Genomic DNA, 25,824 nt, shown 5'->3' on the forward strand with positions numbered 1-25,824 from the left:
GTTCCTGTAGCATTCACCGATCCACATCCACCTGTTAAAGGAATACTATAGCTGAATGTTCCTGAAGCAGTTGGTGTTCCACTAATGGTAATTGTATTTGATGCAAAAGCAGCTGTAACTCCTGCAGGTAATCCTGTAGCTGTTCCTATTCCTGTTGCTCCTGTTGTTGTATGTGTAATGTTAGTTAAAGCAGTATTGATACAAAGCGTAGGGGTAGACGAAGCAGCCGATGCTGTATTACTTGTTATAAGTGTTACTGTTCCACTAATAGCTACAGCTGCACACGGTGCAGTATGCCCAGAAGTGGTAATCGTATAGGTTCCAGAAGCAGTTGGTGCACCACTAATAGTTACTGTTTTAGCAGTAGTATCTACACTAGAAGTTAATCCAGCAGGTAAGTTGGTCACCGCTGCATTGTTTGCACTTCCACCATAAGTATAAACGGTTGAAGTTATAGCCGTTCCAGAACATACTGTTGGACTTTGTGTACCAGTAGTAAGTGTAATAGTTGAAGCTGCATTTATTGTTGCTGCCACAGCTAGTCTAGATGTAGAAGAGCAACCGTTAGAGGTAGCATCTATATAATATGTTGTTGTTGTACTTATTGAAGGAGTTGTAAAACTGTTACCAGTTGCTAAGGCCGTTCCTCCCTGTGCGTTAGCATACCAACTAACCGTACCTGCTGATGCAGTAGCTTGCAATACAACTGTTCCTGCACCGCATCTAGTTGCTGGAGTTGTTGAAGTTATAGTTGGAATTGTGTTTATACTTGCTACTACTGCAGATCTTGCAGAGGTACAACCATTTGAGCTTGCTTCTGCGTAATAAGTGGTACTTGATGATAAACTTGGAGTTGTAAAACTAGAGCCAGTTGCCAGTGAAGTAGGACTTGTTGCAGTTGCAAACCAATTAATTGTTCCTGATGTTGAACTTGCACCTAATGTAACTGTTCCTGGACCACAGTTAAAGCCTGGTGCTGTTGAATCGATTGTAGGTTTTGTATTTATAACAAAATTAGTGGCTGTTCTACATGATTCTGTGCTATTACTACCCTTAAAACAAGCAGCATAAAAAACCGTTGTTCCTGGAGTATTTGTGTTAGCCAATCCAGAACCACTAACTCCAACTGGGTTAAATGATGCTCCAGAACCGATAGAAGTACCTCCACTTTCCTGTGTATACCAATATACAGTTTCGCTACTTTTACATCCATTAGCTGAAAGACTACCAGATTGTCCAGTACAGATAAAAACACCAGTCGTGGTTGGTGAATTGTTAACTGTGTCAATAGTTACAATTGTTGGAGATGATATGCAACCACTTGAATTGGTTGTAGTCAATTCATAGGTTCCTGCCACTAAATTAGAAAACACACCAGTTGAATTTGTAATTGCTGCACTTACGGGAGTAGTTCCAGTTAATGTGTACGTAATTCCTGTACCGTTTGCTGGAGTGTTTGTAGTTATTTTTCCTGTTGAAGTAGTACAAGTTGGTTGCGTAATAGTTGCAGTTGGAGCAACGGGCAAAGCAACGAAATTAACATCATCAGCAGTAGCAGCTGCTAGAAAGCCGTTATAATTAATCCCATCAACATTGGAATGATTGAGTCCATCGTATGTTGCATTTGCTGAGCCATAGGCATTTGTAAAAGCAGTAATTTTCCTGTTCGGATTTGCTGATTTCCTTGTGGGATCTAAATACAGAGCTTGCGCACTAGAATTTTTAATTCCTGAAGTACCTAAAGTTGTTATTTTTCCTTTTAATGTAATCGTTACCACCCCATCTAAAGCGATATTAAAACTACCTAAAAGAGGGTTATTAGCTGTGTTTGTATTAGTCAAAGCTCCTGTTGGTCCAGACGCTCCTACAGAATAAGAGGCCGAAGCAGAAGTAAAATCAACACCTGTAGGAAAAGCAAAATCCAAAGCAACTTCTGCAGCATTACCTGAACCAGCATTTTTTATCTGAATTTTGTATATTACTTCACCATCGATTGCATTACAAACCGTTTTTGAAACTGATTCAACAGTGGTTTCTAAAGATGGGAAACAATTTGAATTAATTTGAAGATTTGGAGGAAGATCAGAAGCGATAAATGCGGACGACACCCCATTACTTCCTCCTATTGCACCGTGATTAGTAAACCCAGTACCACCATTTACGGTTTTTCCGGCTAATCCTCCTGCTATATTTGTGTTAATCGTAGCACCAGTTGCGTTGTATCGTATGATACCACCACCACCACCACCACCAGGGCCATGTGAATTGTTATTGTCATTTTCAGTGTTTCCTCCATTTCCTCCTTTGGCAGAAATTGTGATAGTTGAAGTACTCGCGCTAGTTATATTTAAAAAAACACTTCCTCCAGCAGCTCCACCACCAGCTCCATCAGGTGAACCACTATATGCTCCTGCTGCTCCATTTCCTCCATTAGATAGAATAGAACCTGTACCTTCGGTATTTCCCGCATTTATGAGTATAATAGCACCTCCAACACCTCCTTTAACACCTGTTGTAGCATTATTAGCATCACCGGCACCACCACCACCACCCATCACGATTCTGTTGAGTGGTGGGGTAGCAGTACTGTAAGATCTGAATCCAGGTCTACCACCACCTGTTAATGGGTCAGTACTTCCACCAGCACCTTGCCAGCCTTTACCACCTAATCCTCCAAATCCTCCATTACCACCACCACCACCACCGGCATTATGATCGTTACCACCACCACCAGCGTTACCTGGAGCTCCACGTCCCGATGAACCTCCTGGCATGCCTTCTACGGCATTGTCAACTTGATTAAATCCATCCCACATAAAACGTGGTGTTCCAGCTATTCCTTCTCCTTTACCCGATATTGCAGTGTTTGAAGCTAATCCAACGTAGGTAGTTGAATTATTTGCGTTTGATGAAGCTTGAGGACTGTAACCTCCTCTAAAACCTCTTGCATTACCATCGATTGATTTTCCATTAAAATTAAACGAACCAGAAACATTGAACGCAATAACACCACCGGCACTTCCGTTAAATGGAGGAGTTGTAATGTTTGTTGTCAGTGTTAGGTTAGAATATTGAGGAACGCGTATAACTTGAAATGTTCTTTTTCCTCTACTAGCTGTTGCTGCAGCATTATAAAAACTATTTAAAACTCCACCGCCAGCTCCGGTCCCTTTAAAAGTCAAATTCCCCCCTGTGAGAGGAACGTTATTTGTTGCAATTACGTATTCAAAAATACCAGTGTTGCCTACGTCAGTAAATCCAGATCCTCCTAAACCATCTACCGCGGTTGAAGAGCCAGATCCATAAGCCTGAGAATTGGTAAAATTGATTTCAGCATCCTGCATTTGGATAATCAGTAATAAATCACCTATCTTGATTGGAATTGAACCAAAGTTATTTCCATAAGCGTCGGTTGCTGGAACTGAGCCCAGTTTGATAGCTTGAGCACCAGTGTTAAGCGTTGGCTCATTAACTAAAATAGGGTAGTAGGTATTGACTGAACTTGAAATATTTGCTGGTCCATCAACACCTGGAGTCCCACAAACTTGTGCTTGCGCAGAGCAAACAAAAAGGAGAGCTACTAGAGTCTTAAAAAGAAGATTCATCAATGAGGTAAAGTTTTTCATGTATATATGGGGCATATTAGAAACAAAAAAGATTGGAAATCGATTATTCACACAGAAAACCTAACATTAAATCTACATCGAATAAATTTAATGTTAGGTTTTTCATAATAAAATCATACCCTATAATTACTAACAAAAATCATAGTATTATCAGCAATGGTAAAATTAGTTACGCTAATAAAGTAATAACCAATAACCGAAACAATTACGTTCCAACATAAATTAATAAATTCTACCACAGGCAAAATAAAAAATAATGATAATCGAAACAAAATAGTAAAGTTCTTCATACTTTAATTTTTTTATTAGTTTGTTATTAGTTTGTTATTATTGAGACAACACCTTCTTCAATGCTATAATTGTAAAATTCATTATAAAATGATAAATTCTAACTTTTTTTTAATTAACTGAACAAAGAGTGACTTAAAAAGCTTTTATCTATCAGTTATAATTTGATAAATAAGCTGTAGAACTGTTTATTGAATCTATTTTCTAACTTCATCTACGAGATTTTAGAAAAATAGGTTTTAAACAGCGTGAGGAGTAATGTTAATTCCATACATAGCGATTTAAGGTGAAACATGGCAGATTTTTGCTAGGGCAAACAATCTTAATATATTTTTTTTGTTCATAACTTGTTGACAAAATTAACGTTAATTTTGTAATACTGCATTAACAACATTAGTTTAAATTAAATGATAGTAAAAAAAAGTCTATTCTATAGATTTTTTTAACCATTGTACTTCTTTTTGTATAAAAGCTTGCATTATTGTAATAATCACTTAAAATTAAGCCTATAGCGACCTTTCAATTCAATAGATTAACTAACGAAACCCATGCAAAAATAAAATGTATGTTTTTATTAAATTTGAAAATAAAATCATCACTAAATAAATCCATCTTTAAAAAAAGGCATCGCAAAAACAGACTATTTCTACTACCTTCTAAATGTAATTTTTACACAAAAAAATTAATTATTTTTAACAGCTAAACGATTTTCTGTACACAAATTGTAGTAAAAAACATCAAGTACATTCACGAAAGTATACAAATCTCAAAGAATAAAAAAAATAAAATTCATTAAATTATCTATTAATCGTCTAAATGCTGTTTTTTACAGACAAAATACAATCAACCTTCTAGATTATATGTATTTACTTAATGATTATTTTAGGATTTATTTAGAAATACCAGAATAACATATTGAATATCAATGCAAAAAAAATTAAAATCATTAAGTAAAAAACAAGAATTTTGTCACAGAATAAAAGTATATCTGGCACACCTTTTACAAATTAACGTTGTGCGAAATTATCAACATTCCTAAAACGGCATTTTTGAGTATCTCCTAACAAACCTTAAAATAGGAGCAAATGATATTCTAATGACAACCAGACTACACAATAATTATTTATTGGTTTGGTAATACTTTAAAACATATAAAAATTGTAACATACGCTATCTTTAACAATAAAAAAACTGCTTTCACAACTATGGAATCAAATGCTACCAACAAAAACATATTGGTTGCTCCGTTAAATTGGGGCTTGGGTCATGCCACGCGTTGCATTCCTATAATAAAGGCATTGCAAGAAAGCAATCACATTCCTATAATCGCTTCTGATGGAATAGCCCTTGCTATGTTACGCAAAGAATTTCCTTATCTACAAACACTCGAATTGCCTTCTTACGAAATCGAGTATGCTAAAAACGGTAAAAATTTCAAATGGAAGTTATTAAAAAATACTCCTAAGATGTTGAAAGCCATTTGGAATGAAAAAAAACTGGTAGCTTCATGGATCAAACAATACGATATCGACGGCATTATCTCTGACAACAGACTGGGTGTTCATAACAAAAATGTTCCCTGTGTATTTATAACACATCAGCTCAATGTGATGACGGGGAATACGACTTGGCTAACAAGTAAATTGCATCAAAAAATCATCAAAAAATATGCAGAATGTTGGATTCCTGATGTTGCAGGCGAACCAAATCTTGCTGGGCAATTAAGTCACTCGACTAACTTGCCATTTACACCAAAATACATAGGCGCATTAAGCCGTATGCATAAAAAAGAAATCCCAAAACAATATGATTTGATGGTTATTCTCTCCGGTCCTGAACCGCAACGGGGATTATTAGAATCTATCCTGAAAATCGAACTAAAGCGTTATCGAGGCGATGTAGTATTCATCAAAGGAATTGTAGAAAAGGAACAAAAAAAGGAACAGCTAAAAAACATTACCTATTTTAACTTTATGACCAGTCGACAACTGGAACAAACCTTTAACGAGAGTGAAATTGTTCTGGCACGCTCAGGTTATACTACAATTATGGATCTGGCACGACTAGGCAAAAAAGCATTTTTCATTCCCACCCCAGGACAATACGAACAATTATATTTAGCAAAAAAATTAAAAGAAGACGGTATAGTTCCTTTTGCAGAACAAGATGATTTTAGAATAGATAACTTGCCAGACATTAAAAAATATAGCGGCTTATCCTGCTTTGACAATACTCCCGATTGGAAAAAACTATTTGAGGTTTTTGAAATTTAAAATCTCAATAGAAAAGCTGGTTTCTACATCGTTATTTGATATAAAAACCAGCTTTTTATTTAATTAAATTGTGAATCAAATTAATTCTTATCGGAAAATTTTTCGTGCTTAATAGTCTTCGCATTAATCATAAAAAAAACAGATTCTGCAATGTTTGTGCTGTGATCAGCAATTCTTTCAAAGTGTTTCAATGCAATAATTAAGTTGGTACCAGACACCACTGTTTTTGAATTATTTTTCATTTCCCCAATGATATTATCAATTGCATCGCTGCTCTTACTTTTAACATCAGTGTTTAATTTGAAAATTTCTTCAACGCTAGTTTCATCCATATTAAGGAAACACTCATTAGTCTTCGCTGTAATATCTTCTGCACCTCTCACAATATCAGCAATATTAAATTTTGATATAAGTTCATGCTTCTCTTTAATACTTTTGGTCAGTTTGATGATGCTCATTGACAAATCGCCAATTCTTTCTATCTCTCTGCTAATTTGCATTGCCGATATGATAAATCGTAAGTCGGAAGCAACAGGTTGTTGCAAAGCGAAAACACTCTGACAGATATCATCGATTTTCACATCTAATTTATCAATCTTATTTTCTGTTTTCTTTACTTCTTTACTTTCTAAAACGGGTTCTGAAAGTACTGCCTTAACAGCTTCAGCAACCTGACTTTCAGCTAGGCCTCCTATTTTTATAATTATGCCTCTAAGTTTACCAAGTTCTGTTTCTAAGTGTGATGCCATTTTTTTCTAAAGATTTGAAGATTTAAAGTTAATAGATTTTGAATACAAATCAAAATCATTCTTATCCGAATCTTCCTGTTATATAATCTTCTGTTTGCTTTATAGCCGGTTTTGTAAAAATAGTCTTTGTTTTATCGTACTCAATCAACTCGCCCATGTAGAAAAAAGCGGTAGTATCACTCACACGACCAGCTTGTTGCATATTATGCGTAACGATAACGATGGTATACTTATTTTTTAGCTCATAAATCAGTTCTTCAATTTTTGAAGTGGAAATTGGATCTAAAGCCGATGTAGGTTCATCCATCAATAATATAGAAGGCTTTATTGCTAGAGCACGAGCGATACATAACCTTTGCTGTTGTCCTCCAGAAAGTTCAAAAGCTGATTTTTTCAGTTTGTCTTTTACCTCATCCCAAAGTGCCACTTGTTCAATCGTCGTAACGACACGTTCTTCAATTTCATTTTTGTCAGTAATCCCATTAACTCTCAATCCATAGGCTACATTTTCAAATATAGTCTTTGGAAAAGGATTTGGTTTTTGAAAAACCATTCCAACATTTTTACGCAAATTATCCACATTTGTGTTTTTTTCGTAAATATCTGCTCCATCAATAACAATACTTCCAGTCATTTTAGTACCGTCTATAAGGTCATTCATTCTATTTAATAAACGAAGGTAAGTTGACTTACCACACCCTGATGGCCCAATTAATGCTGTAACCGTATTTTCTTTCATTGACAAAGAAATATCACGCAAAGCATGATTTTCCCCGTAGTAAAAATTTACGTTATTTGATTCTATTTTATGCATGTTATATTTTTATTTTAAATCTAATTATTCCGCTGTAATACAATTGTATAATTCATTTAATCCTCCCGATGCCTGAGATCATTAGACTAGTATGAATTAGCAAACGGTATTAATTCATTTTTACTTTTTTTCCATAATATTTACGAAGTGCATTCGCCAATAAATTAGAAATTAATACAATAATAATTAATATAAGCGCTGTACCATAAGCCATTGCTCTTGATTTTTCAATATCAGTACCACTAGTTGCAATTACATATAAATGATAAGGCAATGCCATCGCCTGATCAAAGATAGAAGTAGGCAATTTAGGTAAAAAATAAGCCGCAACAGTAAATAAAATAGGCGCAGTCTCTCCAGAAACCCTTCCTACGGATAATATTAATCCCGTAACAATATTAGGAAATGCAATTGGAAATACAATTTTACTTGTCGTTTCCCATTTACTTGCTCCCAACCCAAAACTTGCTTGTCTAAAGGTGTCGTCTACTGCTTTTAATGATTCCTCTGTTGTTCGAATGATAACCGGAAGCACTAACAAACCCAATGTCAATCCACCCGCTAATATCGAATCTCCAAATTCCAACTTATTTACAAATAATGACATCCCGAAAAGTCCAAATACGATGGATGGAACTCCCGCAAGATTATTTGTCATTTGCTTAATTATTTTTTTAGGCCAGCCGTCCTTTACATATTCGTTCATATAAATAGCCGCTAGTACACCTATAGGAAATGCAAATACCATACTTGCCAAAACCAAACAAAGCGTTCCAACAATGGCAGGAAAAATACCGCCTTCGGTCATCCCATTTTTTGGCATCGCGCTGATGAATTCCCATCTTATAACACCAATCCCTTTCGTTACTATAAAGGCTAATATTACAAATAGAAGTGCTACTATAGCATAGCTTGTAGCTGTAAAAAGCCCAAAAGCAATTTTTTGACTTCTTCTTTTTTTCTTTGCTAAATTATTTTCAATACTCATATTAGTGTTTTTTATGGGAGTTTCTATTGGTCACTAATTCTACTAACATATTGATTCCAAAAGTAATTATGAATAGAATACAACCCAATGCGAATAAAGCTTCATAATGCAAACCTCCGTTTGGAGCTTCACCTAACTCCGCTGCAATAGTAGCCGGAATTGTTCGAATAGGCGCTAAAAACGAATGAGGTATTACCGCAGCATTTCCAGTTACCATCAATACAGCCATGGTTTCACCAATAGCCCGACCAATTCCTAAAATTGCACCGGCAGTTATCCCAGATGCAGAATAGGGAATTACCACTTTATAAATCGTTTGCCAATGAGATGCACCTAAAGCCAAACTAGCTTCTTTCATCGCTCGTGGCGTGTTACGCATCGCATCCTCTGAAATAGTGATAATCGTAGGCAGAGCCATAATTGCAAGCACTACACTTCCCGCCAATGCTGTTTCGCCTACCGGTAGATTAAAAACACTTTGAATTAAGGGTACTATAACCACTAATCCAAAAAAACCATAAACAACGGACGGAATTCCCGCCAAAAGTTCGATGAGGGGTTTTAATAAATTACGTGTTCTCTTCTTTGCGATTTCACTTAAGTAGATGGCTGCTGCCAAAGCAATAGGCAAAGCCAATAGAATAGCTCCTAAACTCACCCATAATGTACCATAAATTAATGGTTTAACACCCATTTGAGCCACAGGTTCAGCAGTAGGAAACCATTCTTCACCAGATAAGAATTTATAAACGCTAATTTTATTTATATCTACTTCCTTTCCTTTAAACTCTTTATTCACATACTTATCTGAAAAAAACGCAATGATTCCAGGTGTTTTAGCGATAAGCTCATTTATTTTGTCAGGGAAGTTAACAAAATTCTCCCCAAGCTCTTCCTCTGTATAATAATCCGTTATATCTCCAGTTCTAAACAAAACGATAGGCTCGTCTTTCCCACCAAGCTCACTCCAATTTATAATTTTTTGATCAAAAATATCTTTTATTTGGGACGGCTCTAATTTACCTACTGGATTTGACTCATTTACCGCCAATAAAAACCCCTTGTCTATAGGTTTTTTAGTAAAAACCCCAGCACCTTCTATAAATAGAAAAAAGACAATTAAAACTACTGTAATACTAGTAGCGGCGCTACTTAACATTAAAATAGATTCAATCACCTTCTCTTTAATCTGTTTAAAATTTGTTTTCAAAAGAGTGTTTTTTATTTTTAGCAAAATTACATCAGGCAAACACGCCGAATGTGTTCCCATCGTTAACCTTATGTTAACTTAATGTTAAGCGAGTATTGGGATTATAAAACTACGACAAACTTACAAATAAAAAAGGTTGCCCCAATGAGGCAACCTTTTCCGTATCCATAAAATTAACCTTTATTAATTCAACGGAACATAACCTATTTCCGAAACAATTTTTTGTCCTTCAGCAGAAAGCGCAAAATCAACAATTGTTTTTACTTTAGCAGCATTTTTCTTATCGAACATGTAGAACAATGGTCTAGATATTGGATATGTTTTATCTTTAGCGCTTTCTACAGAAGGCTCAATGAAAGTTTTTCCTTGGTCATAAGACACAGCCAATTGTTTTACTTCTTTAGTTTCATATGCTAATCCGATATAACCAATAGCTCCTTTAGTTTGACCTACTGCTTGAACGATTGCACCAGTTGCAGGTAAGTTCAAAATATCTGTAGCGTAGTTTTTCTTGTCCATAACTTCTTCTTTAAAGAACTCATAAGTTCCAGATGAAGATTCTCTTGAATAAGCAACAATTTTTTCGTCAGCACCACCAACTTCTTTCCAGTTTTTGATTGCTCCTGTAAAGATTTTCTCTAACTGCTCACGAGTTAATTTAGAAACGGTATTTGCTGGATTAACAATTACTGTTAATGCATCATATGCAATTATAACTTCTTCAATATCAACTTTTTCATCAACAAATTTCATTTTTTCTTCAGTCTTCAAGTCTCTTGAAGCCATTGCGATATCAGTAGTACCGTCAATCAATGCAGTAATACCAACACCTGAACCACCACCTACAACAGTAATACTTACGCCAGAGTTTGTTTTCATTAATTCTTCAGCTTCTTTTTGTGCCAAAGGCAAAACAGTATCGCTTCCTTTGATTGTTACAGAGACTTCAGTAGTAGCAGCTTCTGTTCCTTTATCTTCGGTTTTTGCTTTACCACAACTCAACATACCTATTAAAGGTAAGATTAAAAATAATTTAGATGTTTTCATTTTATTTTTTATTAGGTTTTATTAATTTTTTGCAAAAGTACAAATTGAATGTTAACTCCGCGTTAAGCTATTATTATGCAATATTTATTTTTTACACTTTTAGAAATTGAAATCCATTTAAAAAAAGTGCTCCTTAGATACCGATCTCTACTTGACAACGAACATACCAACTTCCTGTTGTATCTCCAGAAATATACTTGTTGTCTTCATAAGAAAATTCTGTTTGTACTTTTAACTTATGTCCCATAATATATTTTGAAAGACTCACGGCGTACTCATTAGTATCAGGAGTGAAAGAATGTATTTCACTATCTACTTTTTGCGTAGAAAACCTACAAGCAACTTGATAGTTTGAAGGAAAAACATAACTCAATTGAGTATCGACTCCATTACCTACAAAAACCGCCTGTGTTTTTGTGGGATCTAAAGAATTCACTGTAATAGGATTATCTGCCATTCTTGACATATAAGCGGCACTACCTGTCCAACCATTATACTTCAACATCGCATCAAAAAACAATGACTTAAGAGTTCTAGCCTCAAACAAATCACTTCCTAATTCTCCTTGTGATCTTCGAGAATTATTATTTTGGTTAAAAGCACCAGAAATCATCAACTTAGGTGTTTTCTCCCTTACTAAATCTCCTTCAGAAAGCGAACCATGTTTTGTAAATGAACCTAGAGGAAACAACTCTACTTTACCAGTTAAAGCAATACCGTCGTCATTCGTTTTCGTCCAATTTCTTCCTTCTCCTTTAGTAATAGCCCCTTTTAAAGCGTAAGCAAAACGATTTGGATTCTCCTTTGCATAATCAAAAAACACCCCAAAATCACGATCAATATTAAATTTAGCATTATTGATGGTTCTATCTGTAAATTCTAAAGATCCTGACGAAATCACGCGTTGATTGTTTCCTGGCAACTTAGTTTGACCAAAAGCAATTGTCCAACTCTTTGTTGGTTTATAAAAAAGAACTCCATCTAAAATAACATTTTCATTCTCTCCTTGCTTAATTACTCCTAAATCTCTAGCCGAAAAACCAAGTTCCACTTTATACCCAAATTTTGGATTGTAAATAAAACCATCCAACTTCAATCTCATTCTTCTAATCTCTCCTTCTATCACTCCAGTTTCACCATCTGTTTTTTGAAAACCGGCTCTACTTTGAACTCTAAAACCAATGTTGACCTGAAACAGACTATCTTTCTCTGTAAAACCTAGTTTTTTCGATGCGCTCAGATATTGGTTTAGTTCTGAATTTTTTACAGGTACTTCGTTATTTACTTTTTGCTCTTGCGCCCTTGTTATCAAAGTAAACATTAGCACGATACTCAATAAAATATTTTTCATTTTAATAATTAGTTATTATTGTGTTATCAGGGCGCAAAATTAATGCTAACAAAACCTTTTAATGTTATGCAAAGGTTAACAAAACAATAAATTAAAGCGATGCGAACTATTAATGTATAAGCTTTCAACTACTTAAGAATAAGACACGCCTTTTTAACGTAACAAAAAAAACCATCAAATACTCTTTAAAAATACATGATGGTTTTCAACTTATACCGTTATATAGTACTAAAAATTAAACTGAACTTGTAATCTTAATAAATTTCCTTGCTGTCTGTTGTCCTTAAGCACACTGTCTTCAAAAGTTCTATCAGCGATAACCCAGGTTGCAGTTAACTCAAAAGCCTTATAAGGTTGCCATTCGATACCTAATTCATAATCCCTAACTGTATAACTTCTAGCATCTTTTTCGAATTTCTTTCCACCATCATAGTATTGAAATTTAGCAAACGGATACAGTAATTGGTTCTTTGGTAAATCCCATTTATAATTTAAAGTAAGATAACCTCCTTGTAAATTGGATACTTCTACAGAATTTGTAACTTTATTATATCGAGGCCCATTACCTAAATTATATTCAGCTTGAACACCAAATGGTTTTGGATAAAGTATAAAAGAAGCTGCTACTCTTTGATCAAGAGTATATTGTTTGTCTTTTACAGAAACTCCAGAAGAAATTTCGCTTCCAAAAGCCCATTTACCGGTATACGCTTGAAGCCCTGGCTCAATAATTTGGTTTCCTATCATAAAAGGATAGCTTACTCTAGTTACAACGTGCAGATTTTTATTTGCTTCCGATTTATTTGCGGTTTGACCATTATAGACTCCAAATGCAAATACACCATAATCTCCAGATCCTTTGTACCCATCTTTAATAAGCATAGCAAAACGCTCTCTTATTTTACTAGGTGCCCAATAGAAAAACACACCAAGATCTCTTTCATTTGCAACAGCACTATTCAAAGCATCATTACGATCTAAAGTCAACCTGTTTTGGCTCGATTGCAAGTTTTCAAAACCAAAAGGAACTTTACTTTGCCCTATCCTAACTCTAAATTCCTTTTTTGTATCGAATGACAAATCGAAGTAAGCATCTCGTAACTGAACAAAATTATTAACTCCCGTTCCTGGTGAACTTGCGAAATCTGGTTGAATATAGAAATATACATTTGGATGTATTTGACCTGAAAAGACAATTCGAGCTCTTCTTATAAAAAAACCATTATTTGATTTTACATCATCGCCAGTCATAGTGGTTCCCCATGATTTATCACATTGCTCACAGGACACTTTATCATTGGAAGAAAACAAACCATTATACCTGGTTTGAACATATCCTCTAATACTGATTTTATCATACCATTGAGACTCTTTTTTTGGCTTTACTTTTTCTTCAGCTGCCTTTACTTTGTTTATGGAATCCAAAACGCGGACGACTTCCTTTGAAATTGCGTCTTTGTTAACGTCTTGCGCCTGAAGTACTACTGTACTAATTATAAAAAGTGCAATTAAAACTTTTTTCATAGTTAAATGGGTTACTATATTTTTGGCAAAGATGAAACGGCAAGGTTAAGTTAACGTTAACAAAATATTAAAAAATTAACCTTTGTTTTACATTTTATTAACAATATAAAAATGGAAAAATAACCTGTAAAAACAATAAGCTATAAACTATCGGCACTTTTAAATTGACAAAAGAACTACCACATTATGTTTTATTAAACACAAGCAATGGAAATTTAGCATTAAAGGAATAATTAACCGATTTACTGGGGTGAAATATCTTCTCAAAAAAACTTCTACTTTGCTCCGTGAACATAATTACCACTGATGGCTTTGATTTCTTAATTACCCTTTGAATATTTAAAACCAAGCTTTCCGTTAAATTAATTTTTTCGAAATGCATTTTTACATTTAAAGCTGCATTTGTCATCATCATCGCATCTAGGCTAATCGGACTCACTGTAACGTCAGTCGGGAACTCAAAATGCAAAATTTCGATTTGCGCCTTTAAAGGCTTTGCAAACGCACTTACTTTTTTCATCTCAGTTTGAAAATTCAAAAGATCAGAAGCATAAATAATTTTGTTTATTTCACTACTGCGATAATTGAAAGGCACAGCAATAACCGGAACTATTGAGTGTCTTATTAAATTTGAAGTGTTTGATCCAAATATTTTTTTTAATTTTCCAGATCCTCTGGTACTAATGCATATAAAACTAAAATTATTTTCACGGGCATACTCTCTGATGTTAGTATCTACGAGAACTCCACTTTTAATCACACACTTTTTAATAAACTGACTCTCATCGATGTCTTTATATAAAATTTCGACAAATTTATTAAGCTTCTTTTGAATTTTATGAGCTGCATTATTTTCAAAATCAACAAGGTCTTCACCAGTAATCAAACCTAGATTTGCAATATAATAGGAATGAAAAAAAGTTAACTCACACTTATATTGCAGTGCCAATTGAATAGCAAAGCGACAAGCTGCTTTTGAATTAGAAGAAAAATCGGTAGTAACAAGAATTTTATCCATCATAGCTAAATATTTATCGTTTTTGTATCAACTATTTTAAATCATTTAAAGATTGTCTGCCAACTACACTTTACATTTCAACACTATTAAAGGCTGTCCTATAATTTTTTACTAGACTTTAATGACGTTACTATACTTACAATCAAAATGACAATAATTACTAACAAGGCAATTTGTATTGGTACCTTATAGAAATCAACTAGCAACATTTTTAAGCCAACGAAAATTAGAATCAAAGCAAGTCCCTTAGACAAATACCGAAACTTATCTATCATTCCTGCTAGTGCAAAATACAAAGAACGTAGTCCAAGTATCGCAAAAACATTTGAAGTGTAAACAATGAAATGGTCTTGAGTAATTGCCAATATTGCGGGAATGCTATCTGCTGCAAAAATCAAATCAGTAACTTCGATTAATATTAGCACTAAGAACAAAGGTGTTGCAAATAGTTTTCCATTTTGTTTCATAAAAAAATCTCCCCCGTGATATTCACTTGTTACGGGAATAATTTTTCTGATAATTTTAATTAATGGATTTTTTTCTGGCTCAATTACTTTCTCTTTTTGAGTGAGCATTTTATATCCAGTATAAATCAATATAGCCCCAAAAACGTAGATTGTCCAATGAAATTTTTCGAGTAAGGCTACTCCAGCAAAAATAAAAGCAGCTCGCATTATCAAAGCTCCTATAATTCCCCAAAACAAAATTTTATGTTGATGAATAGTTGGTGTTTTAAAATAAGAGAAAATTAGAACGAACACAAATATATTGTCTACACTTAATGCTTTTTCAATTACGTAGCCTGCAAGAAACTCTAATGCTTTTACTTCTCCTTGCCAATAATAAATAAGTCCATTAAAACACATTGCCAAAATTATCCAGACTCCCGTCCAAATCAAGGCTTCTTTAATAGTTATCTCATGTGCTTTTCGATTAAAAACACCTAAATCCAAAGCAAGCATCAACAATACAAATACATTAAATCCAATCCAGAAAATCAAGTCCGTTTGCATATCTCGTCTTGTTTAATTTAGTATTAGGAAATAAATATACGCTCTTTTTTTGACACTACAACATCGTAATTAATTCAAAAACAATACTTTAACACGAGATAAGGAGTATACTGTTTTATTTATTCAAAATCCTACTTATACAAATAGTTTTTTTTACAAATACGACAAAACTTAGTTTCTACACCCTAGTACAATAAGTATATTAAACAGAAAAAGCACAGTCCATTGGCAACTGTTCTTTAATTATAGCCACGAAAACAGAGACTAGACCAGCTACATCACTTGTATTTATTCAAGCATCTTGAAAAACAGCTAAACTACATTATATAAAAAAAGAGTATCAAGTTCGTTTATATTCCGATTCCATACGTGATTCAAAAAAAAAAGTCCTACCAATGCCGTTAAAATTTATGCTCTTCATTTCTAGTACCACTATTTTTATCCTTAATCCATTTAAAAGACGTGTCAATAATTCTTTCTTTTTCATTTTGAATGAAATCCAAATAAGCAGTTGCTACCGGCGAAAACTTCTTGCCTTTTAACCAAATTAGATTCCAGTTCGACTTAATTGGTAAACCTTCTACGGGTACAATCTGCAAACTACCATTATTAAGCTCGTTCTTCACTCCTATTAAAGGCATAATGGAACACCCTAATCCAGCCAAAACAGCTTGTTTTACTGCTTCATTTCCTGTAAGTTCTACCTTCTTAGGGACAGTCAAATTATTATTTTCGATAAACTTTTCCATTATATAACGTGTTCCAGAACCTTCCTCACGATAAATAACCGCTAATTTCTCTAAAATAGACACCTTGTGAATCTTTTTTTCGAATGATTGTTCCGCATTTACCATCATATAAAGTGCATTAGGTAATAACTCTACGGTATTAATTTGTATAGAATCTGGCAAAACCGACACTAAAGAAAAGTCAACCTCATTATTCTCTAAACTCTCTAAAACTTGTTTCTTATTGGTGACATCCAAAATCAAATCTACTCCTGGATTCCATTTTAAAAAGTCAGAAAGAAAATAAGGCATTACGTATTTACCCGTAGATACAATTGAGATCTTTAAACGCCCGCTTAGTTCTCCCTTGTAAGCCAAAGTTTTATAGTTAATCGCCTCGACTTCATTTAAAACTTTCTCGGCAGCAATGGCAATTTCCTTACCAAAATCTGTCACATACAGCTTCCTACCGATAACCTCCGTTAATGGAAATTCAAATTGATCCTGAAAATTCTTTAATTGTATAGAAACTGCGGGCTGCGTAAGATGTAATTCTACAGCCGCTTTAGTAATACTCTTATTCTGACTAACTTTAAGAAAAACATACAATTGATGCAAAGTATAGTTCATAAAATATTTTTATAGATCACATTACAAATATAAATAAAAACACATGATTTAACCGTCCTACATTTGCTTAAAAAGACAATGGAAAAAGAGAAAGACTATCAATTCAAATTAGTGGAGGGGCAATACACATCACTAGAAGCTCAAAAGATCCTGCTGGGGTTAATAAACAGCAAAATTAACTTCCATCAGTTAGAGAATTTCAGCAACGAGATCCGATTTAACGAAAAATCTACTCATTCCAAAATCAGAATTGAATTGCTCACTAATGCTTCAGCAAACATTTCAGATTTAATTGCTTACTCCCTTCTAAACGATATGCAGTTTAAAATAGAAGGGGATATCCAGATATCCTTAGTTCCAGCAAAAAAATTAGAACCCATAGCTTAAAATTTAAAAAAAATGGCTTTAATCAGCACTTCATCTCACGATGCCGCAGCACTTTTAAATCAAAATGATATCGTGGCCATTCCCACGGAAACGGTTTACGGATTAGCGGGAAATGCTTTCAGCGAAAAAGCGATCAAAAAGATTTTCGAATTAAAAAAAAGACCTTTCTACAACCCACTGATCGTTCATATCAAATCGGTTGCTGATCTGAATCAGATCGCTACTGAAATTCCCGAAAAAGCCCTGCTATTAGCGGATGCTTTTTGGCCCGGCCCTTTGACCTTAGTATTAAAAAGACAAAACACCATTCCAGATTTAGTCACTGGGGGAAAAAATACTGTCGCAGTTCGAGTTCCTAATCACCCAGTAACATTAGCACTTTTAGAACAATTAGATTTCCCACTGGCTGCGCCAAGTGCAAATCCATTTGGCTCTATTAGCCCCACAAAAGCACAACATGTTGCAGACTATTTTACTAATTCTCCACTAACCATACTAGAAGGTGGCGAATGCCAGAGCGGAATAGAATCTACAATAATTGGTTTTGAGGAAGGGTCAGCTGTTTTATATCGATTGGGCTCCATAACTATTGAAGAAATCGAAGCTGTTATTGGTGTCCTAAAAATAAAAACACACGATGAAGAAACACCTTCAGCACCAGGCATGCTTTCAAAACATTATGCACCAAAAACAAAAACCGTATTAACAGAAAATATAACTACAGAACTGGCATTATTTAGCACAAAAACAATAGGATTACTAAGCTATCAAAATCATTTTCACCATCAGAACATAGTATCAAATGAGGTTTTATCCCCTACTGGAGATTTAAAGGAAGCCGCCTCCCGTTTATACAACGCCTTACACAAATTAGATCAATTAAAGCTGGATGTAATTATCGCCGAAAAATTTCCTGATTATGGTTTAGGAAGAACTATTAACGACAGACTCGAAAGGGCAACAAAAAAATAAATAATGAACTTCGATTTAATCCTTAAAAACATCATAAATCCGGCCTTACTATCCTTTCTACTTGATATCTCATCGCTGTTCGTCTAAAAAGTGATTTAGAAATTCCCGAAAAATCCTCTAAATTCATTTCACTTTATCTTCTTTTTTCAATTGGTTTTAAGGGCGGACAAGAATTAGCTCACAGTCATTTTACACTTGATATCATTTGGTCTGTTGCCTTCGGAGTTTTAATCGCACTCATTATCCCTCTTTATAGTTTTTTTATTCTTAAAAAACATTTTAGTATCGAGAATTCAGGTGCCATTACTGCAGCTTATGGCTCTGTTAGTGCTGTTACATTTGTAACTTCCTACTTTCTTAGAAATGTAAAACTATACTTTTAGCGGTCATATGGTTGCCGTTATGGCGCTAATGGAAGCTCCATACATTATAGTTGCTGTGATTTTAATTCGATTATTCAATAAAAACACTGTACACAGCACTAAGATGAATTCCCTCATTAAACGCTCTTTTACCAATGGTAGCGTGCTATTAATCACGGGAAGTTTAATTATAGGTTTCTTAGCTAGTGATCAACAAGTCTTAGGCATCAAGCCTTTTACCACAGATATGTTTAAATGATTTCTAGCCCTATTTTTACTTGACATGGGAATTGTAAGCGGTAGAAAACTAAATGACTTTTTTAAAAGTGGATGGTTCAGCTTCTTCTTTGCAATCATTATCCCATTGATAAACGGAATCCTCGTTGCATACTTTAGTCATTTTATAACAGCTGACATGGGTAACCGATTTATTTTTCCAGTCTTAGCTTCAAGTGCGTCATAAATTGCAGTCCCCGCCGCCATGAAAATCGCAGTTCCAAAGGCAAATACTGGAATTTTCCTCCCTATGGCCTTAGCCATTACCTTTGCTTTTAATATAACATTTGGAATGCCTATTTATCTTTCCATAGTCTTATGTAGTTAGTAAGCAGGAACATTTAAAAACATAAGCGATTAGCTAAAGTTCAAAGGCTGTTTCTATAACACTAGAAACAGTCTTTTGCTGCTTATTCCCCGTTTGCTTTTCGAGCGTGAATGAAAATTCTGAGCCAATGCCAAATTCACTTTCCACATAAATTTTCTCTTTATGTGCTTCTATGATATGTTTGACGATCGCCAATCCTAATCCAGAACCACCTTCTGATCGAGAGCCGCTTTTATTAACGCGATAAAAACGTTCAAAAAGCCTTGGGATATTTTGTTTCTCTATTCCTTCCCCATTATCACTTATGCGAACTAGTACTTTTTTCTTAGTTAAATTCACTACAGCCACTTCGGTTGTCCCGCCAGTTTTTCCATATTTAATTGAATTGACGATTAAATTTTCAATAACTTGTTGAATACGGTCTCTGTCTGCTCTTACACAATTAGGTAAGATGTGGTAGTTTTCAAATGCTAGGGTGATTTTCTTTTTTTCCGCCTTCATTTCTAATAAGTCAAAGACATTCTGAATCAATTCTACAATATCAAACTCTGAATAATCTAAATTCAGATCCCCCACTTCCAGCTTAGTGATCATATCTAAATCTTCAACAATATAGATCAGGCGTTCCACTCCTTTTTCGGCACGTTTCAAGTATTTCTTTCGAATCACTTTATCTTCCATCGCCCCATCTAATAAAGTCGAAATATAACCTTGTACGGTAAATAACGGTGTTTTTAATTCATGCGAAACATTCCCTAAAAATTCTCTGCGGTACTCTTCTCGCACTTGCAACATTTCGATTTCCAGCTTTTTATCGGTTGCAAATTTCTTTACTTCCCTAGTCAGCGTTTCCATGTCAGTAGTAATGGGCTTATTAATGAATGTACTAGATTCTAATAATGAAACATCGTCATAGATTTTTTTTACACGTCGGTATATAAAGCGTTCTACGCGATACTGTAAGACAATAAACGAAAAAATCGCCATCGCAAAACCAAATATTACAGCAAACCACGACATATCTTTTGTAGTAAACTGAAATAAATTCCTAGCCAACAAGACCACGAATCCTGTAGAAAAAATACTGATATATAATGCTGATTTTACGGCAAACTTATAGGTTTTTTTAAAACTTATTTTCATTTTTAAGTACGTCCGTTGCTTATAAAATTTAGCCTTTTGAGGATGGCCTTACATTCCATAAACAACATTTATTATATCTAATTTAAACTTCAAATTTATAACCAACCCCTTTAATAGTCTTAAAAAGATCTTCGCCTATTTTTTCTCGTAGCTTTCTAATATGAACATCGATTGTTCTTCCACCTACCACTACTTCATTTCCCCAAACTTTGTCCAGAATTTCATCACGCTTAAACACTTTTCCTGGTTTAGAGGCTAACAAATAAAACAACTCAAACTCTTTTCTAGGTAAGGAAATTTCGATATTATCTTTAACTATTTTATATTCTTCGCGATTGATTTCTATCCCGCCTACGTTTAAGGTTTCACTATCTTTCTCGCTCTCTTTTAAGCGGCGCAACAATGCTTTTACTTTGCTAACTAATAATTTTGGCTTAATCGGTTTTGTAATATAATCATCCGCTCCGGCATCAAATCCAGCAACTTGCGAATAATCTTCGCTTCTAGCAGTCAAGAAAGTAATAATCACATTACTTAACTCCGGAATTTTTCTAATATTTTCACACGCTTCCATTCCGTCCATCTCCGGCATCATCACATCCATAATTATCAAATCCGGTACTTCCTTTTTAGCTTTAGCAATAGCTTCTTTTCCATTAGTAGCCGTAAAAATTTGATATCCTTCCTGCGTGAGATTATAACCAACGATTTCTAAAATATCTGGCTCGTCATCAACTAATAAAATCTTGGTGTGTTTCTTTTTCATATTTAGCAAATTTACGCTTGCAGTTGTAAATATAAGAATAAATGAATAGCAAAAAAGTAGTATTAACCGTAAATTAATTTGGTAACTATTTAGTAATATTTAACAAACGTAATGGTAACCTGCCAATAACGCAAACTTTACAAAGACACCATTACTTTGCAAAAAATTAAACAAACTATGAAACTTAAATTATTCATTTTAACGCTTTTTATCAGTACCCTTGCTTTTTCTCAAACTAAAGGTACTATTTCTGGAGTACTAACTGATAAGGATTCAAACAACGAAACGCTACCTTTTGCAAACGTATTATTAAAAGGAACACAAATAAACGGAACAACAGATATTGACGGTAAATATTCACTTAATGCTCCAGCAGGAAATTACATAATACAGTTTAGTTTCATCGGGTATGAATCTATAGAGACTCCTATTATAGTAAAAAGCGGAGAAACAATAACACTAAGCAAAGCATTAGGATCTTCTAGTTATAAACTAGATGATGTAGTTATAACAACTACTGTTAACAAACAAAAAGAAACCGCCTTGCTACTAGACCAGAAAAATGCTGTTGGAATTCAACAAAGCATTGGGACTCAAGAATTATCTAGAAAAGGGGTTAGTGATGTCGCAACTGCTGTAACAAAAACTAGTGGTATTACAAAACAAGAAGGTTCAGGAAATATATTTGTAAGAGGTCTAGGCGACCGATACAATTCTACCACGATGAATGGTCTACCAATTCCATCAAATGATCCAGAAAAGAAAAACTTAAACCTTGAAATTTTCTCTACAGACATTGTTGAATACATCTCCATTGACAAAGTATATGGCGGAAATGTATATGGCGACTTTGCAGGAGGTAACGTTGATATTATTTCGAAAGACTACAAAGGAAACGGATTTTTAAAAATTGACATTGGTTCTAAAGTAAACACGAATGCAATTGCAGAAGACAATTTTAAATTGCAAAAAGGATTTGACGGATTGGGTTTTACAAAAAAATCAATTCCAAACAATCCTCTTACACAGTTCAACTTTAGCTCTCTTCAAATGAAAGATTATACTCCAATAGCTACTTCTTTTAGTATCTCTGGAGGAAAATCATTTGACGTAGGGTCAGAAGGGAAACTTAGTTTTTTTGCAACAGCTTCATTCAATAACGATTTCTCAGCTAAAAATAATGGAACCGCAAAAGCAGGTGTTAACGGTAATGGAATTGCCAATAAAATCTTTGAAAACTATAATGAATTAAAATACGAAACGAATACTACCGGAATGGCTAATATTGGTTACAAAATAAACAACAATAACAAATTAAGTTTCAATACTTTATACATCAATACCTCAACACAATCAAAAGAAGAGTACTACGGATACATTGTCGATATTGCAAATGATGGCAACGGTTTAATACGACGTTTTAACTATGAAAAAAACAGTTTATGGGTTAACCAAATATTAGGAGAACACAAAATAGGAGATCGTTCTAAATTGAATTGGGGCGTTTCCTACAACATCATTGATGCAAGTATGCCAGACAGGGTACAAAACATTTTTAGAAAAGAAGCTACTGGCTACCAATTGTCAAGTATATCCCTTCCGGATAACCACAGATACTTCCAAAAATTAAAAGAAGATGAACTAGCTGCAAACGTTTCATACGATTACAAATTTAATAAAAATGCAGATGGTGACTTCCTAGGAAAAATTACTTTTGGTCTAAACGAAAGAATTAAATCAAGAGGATTTCAAGCTACTCAATTCAATATTAAAGCCACAAGTGGTAATACGAATACCATTGTTGACCCTAATAACTTAGATTTATTTTATAATCAAGATAATTTTAACAACGATAATTTTAGAATAGCAACTTTTAGAGGAAATTCTCAAGTGTTTAATGCTTTAGATCCACAAACGTACGGAGGAGACCTAATGATTCATGCCGCATTTGCCAATACGGAATACAAATTCAAAAAATTAACTGCTGTATTAGGTCTTAGAGGAGAACAAATTACTCAAAAAGTACAATGGAACACACAACTAGGCGCAATTGGAGAAGATCAATTAGAAAAAACGGCCTTCTTACCCAGTTTAGTTATGAAATATGAATTGAACGACAAACAAAATTTACGTTTAGGATTAAGCAAAACCTATACTTTACCTCAATTTAAAGAAAGAGCGCCGTTTATTTACGAAGAAGTATTACAAGTAAAAGTAGGTAATAAAGATTTATATGAATCTGATGATTATAATTTAGATTTAAAATGGGAAATGTTCCCAAAAAGTGACGAGCTAATTTCGGTAACTGCTTTTGGAAAATACATCCTAAACCCAATGAATGAGGTAACGATATTGTCTTCCTCAAATGACATCTCGTTTATAAACACAGGAGACTATGGTTATGTTGCTGGGGCTGAAGTAGAATATAGAAAACAACTTTTAAATATCGATTCAGACAATGCAAAAAAACTTTCTGCTGGTATCAACGCTTCTTATTTATATAGCAATCAAGAATTAAATTCAGAAAAAGTAAAAAGAGAAACAGATTTTCAAGTTGATTTCACAAACAAAAAAGGAAAATTCACAGGAGCTTCAGATTTATTGTTAAATGCCGACTTAACTTTCTTCAACGAATGGAGCAGCAACAGCAACCTTACAACAACTGTAGCTTACACTTACTTTTCAGATAGAGTCAATGCAATCGGGACAAGCAACAAAGGAGACTTAATTGACAAAGCTTTTGGTTCATTAGATTTTATTTCGAAAGCTAAACTAACTGAAAAATTAGGATTAGGGCTAGTAGCAAAAAACCTATTAAACCCCGCGATCAATAGAGTACAAGCAAATACAACTGGTGATGTAAATGTTCTCTCTTACAAAAAAGGAGCCACAATAAGCCTAAGTTTGAATTACCAATTTTAATCAAACAGTACTGTTCAAAAAACCACCAAAGAGGTTGTCTACAAAAGGCAACCTCTTTTTTTTGTTTTACATCTAAAGCCATTAAATCAGCTACTCCCTTTTCGACGTAAAATACAAATCCTCAAGAATTCGTTTTTTTTGAGTAAATTAGCTTCAATTACCTAATAACCAATTTACATGAAAAGAACATTCGTATTTATTTTAGTCCCTGTTTTTTCCTTATTGTTTCTGAATTGCAAAAAAGAAAATAATACAAAAAACGACAAAGAAAACTTTAGCACCATAACCAAAAGCTATTTTGATGATAAAAATGCACTAGACCCATTGGCTGCAACTCAAAATGGTCAAAACCAATACAACGATCAGTTACAGTTAGAGATGACTGACCGTTTTAGAAAAGATCAATTGGCTTTTTATACTAAATATGAAACGGCCTTAAATAAAGTAAAGGAAGCGGAACTTAGCCCAGAAGAAAAAAACAGTTATGAAATTATAAAATGGGAAGTTGAAGTAGGTAAAGAATTATTGAAACAGCCTACCAATCTAATGCCTGTTCATCAGTTTTGGGGAACTCATTTAACGATGGGGCAATATGCCGGCGGAACTAGCGCGCAGCCTTTTAAAACAGAAAAAGATTATACCAATTTCCTGCAACGAATGGATCGGTATAGCGTTTGGATCGACTCGGCAATGGTTTACATGAAAAAAGGCATCGAACAAGGAGTAGTATTACCAAAATCATTAACCGTGAAAGTAATTCCTCAGTTCGAAGATATGCCAACTGCTAATATTGAAGACAATCTATTTTATTCTTCCATAAAATTAATGCCCTCGACATTTTCTGAAGAAACAAAAAAGGATTTAACGGCAAAATATACCGCGGAAATCAATGACAAACTGATCCCTAAGTTTAAAAAAATGACTGCTTTTCTTAAAAACGAATACCTGGCTGCATCAAGATCAACCAGCGGAATAGGAAGTTTGCCTTTTGGAAAAGAACTATATGCCACTTATGCAAAACAATGGACGACAACCACAATGACTCCTGACGCAATTCATGAATTAGGATTGAAAGAAGTAGCGAGATTGAATGCCGAAATGGAAAAAGTAAAAAATCAGGTTGGTTTTAAAGGTAGCTTACTTGAATTTTTTGATTATGTAAGAAACAAACCAGAGTTAAAACCATTCAAAAAACCAGAGCAAGTAATTGCTAACTTTGAAAGAATCTACGCTGTAATAAAACCAAATGTAGACAAATTGTTCTCCCTACAACCCAAAACAAAATTTGAAATTAGAAGAACGGAAGTCTTTAGAGAGAAAACGGCTAGTGCAGGGCGGATTCAAGGACCTATCGCAACAAGTCCATTAATTAGTTAGTTATTCAAAGTTAGTTTTTTTGTTGCATTTTG

At 34.2% G+C, this 25,824-nt stretch carries 19 protein-coding genes and 1 pseudogene; 7 read left to right on the plus strand and 13 right to left on the minus strand.

Going from position 1 to position 25,824, the window contains the following annotated elements; genetic code table 11:
- Nucleotides 1-3,626 (minus strand): beta strand repeat-containing protein (locus tag AC4PRO_RS16980; RefSeq protein ID WP_492118224.1); only part of this gene is annotated, 3,626 nt, incomplete at its 3' end.
- Nucleotides 3,627-5,119: 1,493 nt separating this feature from the next.
- Between AC4PRO_RS16980 and AC4PRO_RS16985 the strand changes: the two genes are divergently transcribed.
- Nucleotides 5,120-6,187 (plus strand): glycosyltransferase, encoded by a 1,068-nt coding sequence (locus tag AC4PRO_RS16985; protein WP_492118225.1) that lies wholly within the window; start codon nucleotides 5,120-5,122, stop codon nucleotides 6,185-6,187.
- 80 nt (nucleotides 6,188-6,267) lie between these two features.
- On the opposite strand, the gene phoU is transcribed toward AC4PRO_RS16985, so the two are convergent.
- From phoU to AC4PRO_RS17035, 10 genes are all read right to left on the minus strand, one after another.
- Nucleotides 6,268-6,936 (minus strand): phosphate signaling complex protein PhoU, encoded by a 669-nt coding sequence (gene phoU, locus AC4PRO_RS16990; RefSeq protein WP_074724217.1) that lies wholly within the window; start codon nucleotides 6,934-6,936, stop codon nucleotides 6,268-6,270.
- Between the two features lie 61 nt (nucleotides 6,937-6,997).
- Nucleotides 6,998-7,750 (minus strand): phosphate ABC transporter ATP-binding protein PstB, encoded by a 753-nt coding sequence (gene pstB / locus AC4PRO_RS16995; RefSeq protein ID WP_074724216.1) that lies wholly within the window; start codon nucleotides 7,748-7,750, stop codon nucleotides 6,998-7,000.
- 109 nt (nucleotides 7,751-7,859) lie between these two features.
- Nucleotides 7,860-8,738, minus strand: a complete 879-nt coding sequence (pstA, locus tag AC4PRO_RS17000) for a phosphate ABC transporter permease PstA (protein ID WP_492118226.1) — start codon at nucleotides 8,736-8,738, stop codon at nucleotides 7,860-7,862.
- A 1-nt stretch (nucleotide 8,739) separates the two neighbouring features.
- Nucleotides 8,740-9,948 carry a phosphate ABC transporter permease subunit PstC gene (gene pstC, locus AC4PRO_RS17005; RefSeq protein ID WP_245744982.1) on the minus strand — a complete coding sequence of 403 codons (1,209 nt, stop codon included), beginning with the start codon at nucleotides 9,946-9,948 and terminating at the stop codon, nucleotides 8,740-8,742.
- A 183-nt stretch (nucleotides 9,949-10,131) separates the two neighbouring features.
- Complete coding sequence (locus AC4PRO_RS17010; RefSeq protein WP_492118227.1) at nucleotides 10,132-10,995, minus strand: PstS family phosphate ABC transporter substrate-binding protein; 864 nt, start codon at nucleotides 10,993-10,995, stop codon at nucleotides 10,132-10,134.
- A 133-nt stretch (nucleotides 10,996-11,128) separates the two neighbouring features.
- The gene (locus AC4PRO_RS17015; RefSeq protein WP_492118228.1) at nucleotides 11,129-12,346 is read right to left on the minus strand and encodes a porin; all 1,218 of its coding nucleotides are present in this window, start codon (nucleotides 12,344-12,346) and stop codon (nucleotides 11,129-11,131) included.
- A 228-nt stretch (nucleotides 12,347-12,574) separates the two neighbouring features.
- Nucleotides 12,575-13,870: a porin gene (locus AC4PRO_RS17020; protein ID WP_492118229.1), complete on the minus strand. Its 1,296-nt coding sequence runs from the start codon at nucleotides 13,868-13,870 to the stop codon at nucleotides 12,575-12,577.
- A 184-nt stretch (nucleotides 13,871-14,054) separates the two neighbouring features.
- Nucleotides 14,055-14,891: a universal stress protein gene (locus AC4PRO_RS17025; RefSeq protein WP_492118230.1), complete on the minus strand. Its 837-nt coding sequence runs from the start codon at nucleotides 14,889-14,891 to the stop codon at nucleotides 14,055-14,057.
- Between the two features lie 95 nt (nucleotides 14,892-14,986).
- Nucleotides 14,987-15,901 carry a TerC family protein gene (locus AC4PRO_RS17030; protein WP_492118231.1) on the minus strand — a complete coding sequence of 305 codons (915 nt, stop codon included), beginning with the start codon at nucleotides 15,899-15,901 and terminating at the stop codon, nucleotides 14,987-14,989.
- A 401-nt stretch (nucleotides 15,902-16,302) separates the two neighbouring features.
- A complete protein-coding gene (locus AC4PRO_RS17035) occupies nucleotides 16,303-17,259 on the minus strand; it encodes a LysR substrate-binding domain-containing protein (RefSeq protein WP_492118232.1) in 957 nt (318 codons plus the stop codon).
- A 78-nt stretch (nucleotides 17,260-17,337) separates the two neighbouring features.
- Here AC4PRO_RS17035 and AC4PRO_RS17040 point away from each other — a divergent pair, with 78 nt between their 5' ends.
- From AC4PRO_RS17040 to AC4PRO_RS17055, 4 genes and pseudogenes are all read left to right on the plus strand, one after another.
- Nucleotides 17,338-17,646, plus strand: a complete 309-nt coding sequence (locus AC4PRO_RS17040) for a hypothetical protein (RefSeq protein ID WP_492118233.1) — start codon at nucleotides 17,338-17,340, stop codon at nucleotides 17,644-17,646.
- A 12-nt stretch (nucleotides 17,647-17,658) separates the two neighbouring features.
- Nucleotides 17,659-18,618: an L-threonylcarbamoyladenylate synthase gene (locus AC4PRO_RS17045; protein ID WP_492118234.1), complete on the plus strand. Its 960-nt coding sequence runs from the start codon at nucleotides 17,659-17,661 to the stop codon at nucleotides 18,616-18,618.
- 125 nt (nucleotides 18,619-18,743) lie between these two features.
- A complete protein-coding gene (locus AC4PRO_RS17050) occupies nucleotides 18,744-19,001 on the plus strand; it encodes a sodium-dependent bicarbonate transport family permease (RefSeq protein ID WP_415583321.1) in 258 nt (85 codons plus the stop codon).
- 28 nt (nucleotides 19,002-19,029) lie between these two features.
- Nucleotides 19,030-19,584 (plus strand): annotated as a pseudogene (locus AC4PRO_RS17055) (sodium-dependent bicarbonate transport family permease).
- 33 nt (nucleotides 19,585-19,617) lie between these two features.
- Here AC4PRO_RS17055 and AC4PRO_RS17060 read toward each other — a convergent pair.
- Together AC4PRO_RS17060 and AC4PRO_RS17065 are read right to left on the minus strand one after the other, a co-directional pair.
- Nucleotides 19,618-20,727, minus strand: a complete 1,110-nt coding sequence (locus tag AC4PRO_RS17060) for a sensor histidine kinase (protein WP_492118235.1) — start codon at nucleotides 20,725-20,727, stop codon at nucleotides 19,618-19,620.
- An 82-nt stretch (nucleotides 20,728-20,809) separates the two neighbouring features.
- Nucleotides 20,810-21,493, minus strand: a complete 684-nt coding sequence (locus tag AC4PRO_RS17065) for a response regulator transcription factor (RefSeq protein WP_074724206.1) — start codon at nucleotides 21,491-21,493, stop codon at nucleotides 20,810-20,812.
- A gap of 177 nt (nucleotides 21,494-21,670) precedes the next feature.
- On the opposite strand from AC4PRO_RS17065, the gene AC4PRO_RS17070 reads away from it, so the two are divergent.
- Together AC4PRO_RS17070 and AC4PRO_RS17075 are read left to right on the plus strand one after the other, a co-directional pair.
- Entirely contained in the window at nucleotides 21,671-24,415 is a 2,745-nt protein-coding gene (locus AC4PRO_RS17070; protein WP_492118236.1) for a TonB-dependent receptor, read from the plus strand.
- Nucleotides 24,416-24,592: 177 nt separating this feature from the next.
- Entirely contained in the window at nucleotides 24,593-25,792 is a 1,200-nt protein-coding gene (locus AC4PRO_RS17075) for a DUF885 domain-containing protein (RefSeq protein WP_492118237.1), read from the plus strand.
- Nucleotides 25,793-25,824: the final 32 nt, after the last annotated feature.

Source organism: Flavobacterium sp. DW-iso2 (assembly GCF_058725285.1).

Excerpts from the sequence above, each read along its gene's own strand:
- AC4PRO_RS16985 (WP_492118225.1), top strand. The coding sequence starts at position 5,120 with ATGGAATCAAATGCTACCAACAAAAACATATTGGTTGCTCCGTTAAAT.
- phoU (WP_074724217.1), bottom strand. The coding sequence starts at position 6,936 with ATGGCATCACACTTAGAAACAGAACTTGGTAAACTTAGAGGCATAATT.
- pstB (WP_074724216.1), bottom strand. The coding sequence starts at position 7,750 with ATGCATAAAATAGAATCAAATAACGTAAATTTTTACTACGGGGAAAAT.
- pstA (WP_492118226.1), bottom strand. The coding sequence starts at position 8,738 with ATGAGTATTGAAAATAATTTAGCAAAGAAAAAAAGAAGAAGTCAAAAA.
- AC4PRO_RS17010 (WP_492118227.1), bottom strand. The coding sequence starts at position 10,995 with ATGAAAACATCTAAATTATTTTTAATCTTACCTTTAATAGGTATGTTG.
- AC4PRO_RS17015 (WP_492118228.1), bottom strand. The coding sequence starts at position 12,346 with ATGAAAAATATTTTATTGAGTATCGTGCTAATGTTTACTTTGATAACA.
- AC4PRO_RS17020 (WP_492118229.1), bottom strand. The coding sequence starts at position 13,870 with ATGAAAAAAGTTTTAATTGCACTTTTTATAATTAGTACAGTAGTACTT.
- AC4PRO_RS17025 (WP_492118230.1), bottom strand. The coding sequence starts at position 14,891 with ATGATGGATAAAATTCTTGTTACTACCGATTTTTCTTCTAATTCAAAA.
- AC4PRO_RS17030 (WP_492118231.1), bottom strand. The coding sequence starts at position 15,901 with ATGCAAACGGACTTGATTTTCTGGATTGGATTTAATGTATTTGTATTG.
- AC4PRO_RS17035 (WP_492118232.1), bottom strand. The coding sequence starts at position 17,259 with ATGAACTATACTTTGCATCAATTGTATGTTTTTCTTAAAGTTAGTCAG.
- AC4PRO_RS17040 (WP_492118233.1), top strand. The coding sequence starts at position 17,338 with ATGGAAAAAGAGAAAGACTATCAATTCAAATTAGTGGAGGGGCAATAC.
- AC4PRO_RS17045 (WP_492118234.1), top strand. The coding sequence starts at position 17,659 with ATGGCTTTAATCAGCACTTCATCTCACGATGCCGCAGCACTTTTAAAT.
- AC4PRO_RS17060 (WP_492118235.1), bottom strand. The coding sequence starts at position 20,727 with ATGAAAATAAGTTTTAAAAAAACCTATAAGTTTGCCGTAAAATCAGCA.
- AC4PRO_RS17065 (WP_074724206.1), bottom strand. The coding sequence starts at position 21,493 with ATGAAAAAGAAACACACCAAGATTTTATTAGTTGATGACGAGCCAGAT.
- AC4PRO_RS17070 (WP_492118236.1), top strand. The coding sequence starts at position 21,671 with ATGAAACTTAAATTATTCATTTTAACGCTTTTTATCAGTACCCTTGCT.
- AC4PRO_RS17075 (WP_492118237.1), top strand. The coding sequence starts at position 24,593 with ATGAAAAGAACATTCGTATTTATTTTAGTCCCTGTTTTTTCCTTATTG.